This window comes from Staphylococcus sp. 231237_7MaSpsaltlick (genome assembly GCF_043107035.1).
This window is the reverse complement of sequence record NZ_JBICNX010000070.1, coordinates 1-3,486: the sequence shown is the minus strand read 5'-3', so window position 1 is coordinate 3,486 and position 3,486 is coordinate 1. Positions and strand designations below refer to the sequence as shown.

The 3,486-nt window shown below is 29.5% G+C and carries 3 protein-coding genes; 1 reads left to right on the top strand and 2 read right to left on the bottom strand.

Translation table 11 applies throughout. From position 1 onward, the window contains the following. The coding region (locus tag ACF91D_RS29630) for an RNA-guided endonuclease TnpB family protein (protein ID WP_392438289.1) at positions 1 to 671 on the top strand (671 nt) is incomplete at its 5' end. Between the two features lie 443 nt (positions 672 to 1,114). Here ACF91D_RS29630 and ACF91D_RS29625 read toward each other — a convergent pair. Further along, a complete protein-coding gene (locus ACF91D_RS29625) occupies positions 1,115 to 2,167 on the bottom strand; it encodes a hypothetical protein (protein WP_392438288.1) in 1,053 nt (350 codons plus the stop codon). Between the two features lie 125 nt (positions 2,168 to 2,292). Next, the coding region (locus ACF91D_RS29620) for a hypothetical protein (RefSeq protein WP_392438287.1) at positions 2,293 to 3,486 on the bottom strand (1,194 nt) is incomplete at its 5' end.

Here is a 3,486-nt window from a genome sequence, read left to right as displayed (position 1 = left end):
AAAAAGCAACAGGTCAATATTACATAACGCTATTGGTAACAAGTGAAAATCAAACTTTACCACAAACGCAAAAAAATGTAGGCATTGATTTAGGTATTTCAGATTTAGCAATCACGTCAGATGGCCAAAAATTTGCTTCTCAAAAATTACATTTAAAATATCAAAAACAGTTATATTATTGGGAGAAACGTTTATCAAGAAGAAGACTGAAAGCAAAAGCTGAAGGTACCCCATTAATAGAAGCTAAAAACTACCAAAAAGCTCGAAAACAGGTTGCCCGTATACATGAAAAAATAGCAAACACTAGAAAAGATTATATTCACAAAATTACTACGTACTTTGTGGCACAATATGATGTCATTGTATTAGAAGATTTAAATACTTCTAACATGTTAAAAAACCATAAATTAGCTCGTAGTATATCTAACCAATCATGGAGAGAATTCCGAAATTTTTTAGAGTATAAATGTAAAAAATACGGAAAAACACTTCTTATTGTCAATCCGTATAAAACCTCTCAATTATGTTCTAATTGTGGATATGATAGCGGTAAAAAAACTTTAGATATACGCCATTGGTGTTGCTCATCATGCCATATGGAACATGATAGAGATGTCAATGCAGCCAAAAATATAAAGCATATTGGCTTGGAACAAGCCTTAGTCAAATAGCTTAGGCCACTGTTTTACTTTGAAATAAGTAAAACAAGTCATGAGCGTTCCTAAAAACTCGTTACTTTAGTAATGATGTAGTTCATAGGGTCGTAAAATCTTTTTCAATTTCAGTTACAATGAAACGAAAATCGACAGGACAATATTACAAAGAATTAATACCAATGTATAAAGAATATAAAATATATTAGTTTAGAAAAAGCATTATTTAAACATCTTAGTCCACTAATCACTATTACTTAGCAATAACAAAAAAAATAACCGTCTAGAATGTATACTTAGGCGAGTAACTAGAGGTTATTTTAATCTTCTTATTAAACTACAAGCCACTGTCTTTTTAACAGGCTCATTAAGACAACATGTTAGCACATGTTGTCTTTTTCTATATAACGCAATATTAACATAAGCCTTCATAGATACCAAATCCATGATTTCTCTTATAGTTATGATTCAAATATATTTTCGAAACAATCTCTTTTTACATTAGAAAAATCTATTTCTTCTTCCAAATGATCCTCTGCATATCTTACAAAGACATTGATTGTAGATTTTATAATATACTTTCTTAATATTTCAATGGTTTCTTGTTTCTCATACATTTTTCTTTTTATTCTATTTAACATTAGGATTAATTCCATTTCCACATCTTCGATTAATAATTTTGAAGATACTGGAACACTATCGTTATATGCTGTTTTACTGATTAGAATATAGTCTTTTAATAAATTAACTTCTTCTAAATCAAAATTACATATATATGATGTAAGTCTATCTGGAAATTGTTCTAGTATTGCTTTTTTAATATCTTCATTATCATTATTTATACGTTCTGACTCTCTTAAACGCATATATTCTTTGAAATCTATAGTAATTGAATTATCGTTATGATTTGAATGGTTTGAATGATTATCATCACTCTCTCCATGCATACCATTCACTACATTTACCTCTTCTTTTATATTTGTATTCTCTTCTTTTGTATTCTCTTTTATTTGTATTCTCTTATCTCTGGGTTTTGAGGTCTTGAAATTCAAGTCTTGAATTTGAGGTCTTGAAAACCCAGAGCCCAAATTTTCTTGATCTGCTGCTTTTTTCGCTTTGTGACTAAAATCTTTTACTGTTTTTGCACCTTCATTTTTTTCTATTTCTGCAATATCTTTTTCTGTAAAAGGATATACTGTTACATAGTATATATATTTATATTTATTTCCTTCACGTCTTTTTAATTGAACAATATAATCATTTTCTACTAATTCATCCCATGCTCGTCTGACAGATGCCTCTTTATTCTTTGCATACCTCTTATATAATTCTGTTTTATGTAAATCCCAAGATTCAGCATAACTACGTATATTACATAATAGTCCAATCGCTTGTAAAGATAAGTCTTTATTATGTTTACTATTAGTATCACAAGCTTGCAATAATTCCCGAGGTATTTGTTCAAACGGTACATTCTTTTTAAAATTTTTAATATTACCGTTTCCAGTACTCATGCTAATCCCTCACTCTATATTATCTTTATGTAAATTTGTAATAAGTACATTATAAATGAGCTCATTACAAATTTACATAAAAGATTTAAAACCCCTAGTTTTATCTAGAGGCTTTAAAGTATTATCTATAAGCCAAAATTAGCGTATACGAAGTTGGATTGAAGGTCTTCCCTTCTTCTCACTAGGTATTGATCTCTTTGTTCTGTTTCAGTCATCACATTAACTAATCCTTCTGGCAAATTTTGATCTATCGTTTTTTGATAAGTATTTATATCGTTTTTTGACATAGCACCATAAATTGTAAAATCAAAGTCGTTCTCTAAGTCTTGATAGAAGATACCGTTTGTATTGAATATATCGCAATATTCTATGTTATTAAGCTCTTCTTTTTCTTGATTGATTTTCTTTCTACCAATTGCATCATATAGATACGCTAAACGTACATCTCTTTGTTCAAGCTTATCTGCAGTACTTTTTATATATCTGGCAGTTTCCGTTGAAAGTTGATCTACACCATGTATCATCACGATATCATCTTCGGTAACGGATGCTGCTATATAATCAAATATATTTAAGAATTGTGCTTCTTTTATGTCACCCTCTAAATCATTTAATTGGTAATAATACTGATAGATTTCTGGTTCATCTGGGTCTGGTAATGTAGTATAAGTATCTATAGTTGCTCTGTGCGTATTAAGTAATTGCTCTAATGATGTTACTAACTCTTCTGTTGCTTCTTTTTTACTGTCAGTTAAATCTTCAACTTCATCCGCATAGTTTGTTAATGCTAATAAAAACTCACTTGCAGTTGGATAACTATCTCTTTTTTTATCTATAATTCTTATTCTTCCTGGGAACTTATGAGCATCAGAGTCCCACATACCCACCGATTCATAATGATTATTTATTTCTTTTTTCAAACTAGTAATCATATCATTTTTCATTGTCCTATTAGTGTATAAATAGAATTCATATACTAATTTATCTAAATGATTACTATATATCTGGATTTGTTTTTCTTTTTCGCCAAACGGTTGAAATGGATTCAAACCACCATATGCTAAATTTATTTTTTTCATAATGGTATTCATAATTGGTTCTGCTGAAAATGTTTTTTGTTTATTTGGTACGTTTGCTTCTCCGTAATAATCAAAATCATTTAAAACAATATGGAAAGTCTTATGACCATGAGCCATTGCATGGTTAGCGATTTTTTGTCCCCACATAGATGAAGCGGACAACTTAGTATCATAGTCTTGTATTACAGAACTTTTGTTAGCTGCTACCAATATCTTCTGTTTAAACGAACCGTTTAAATC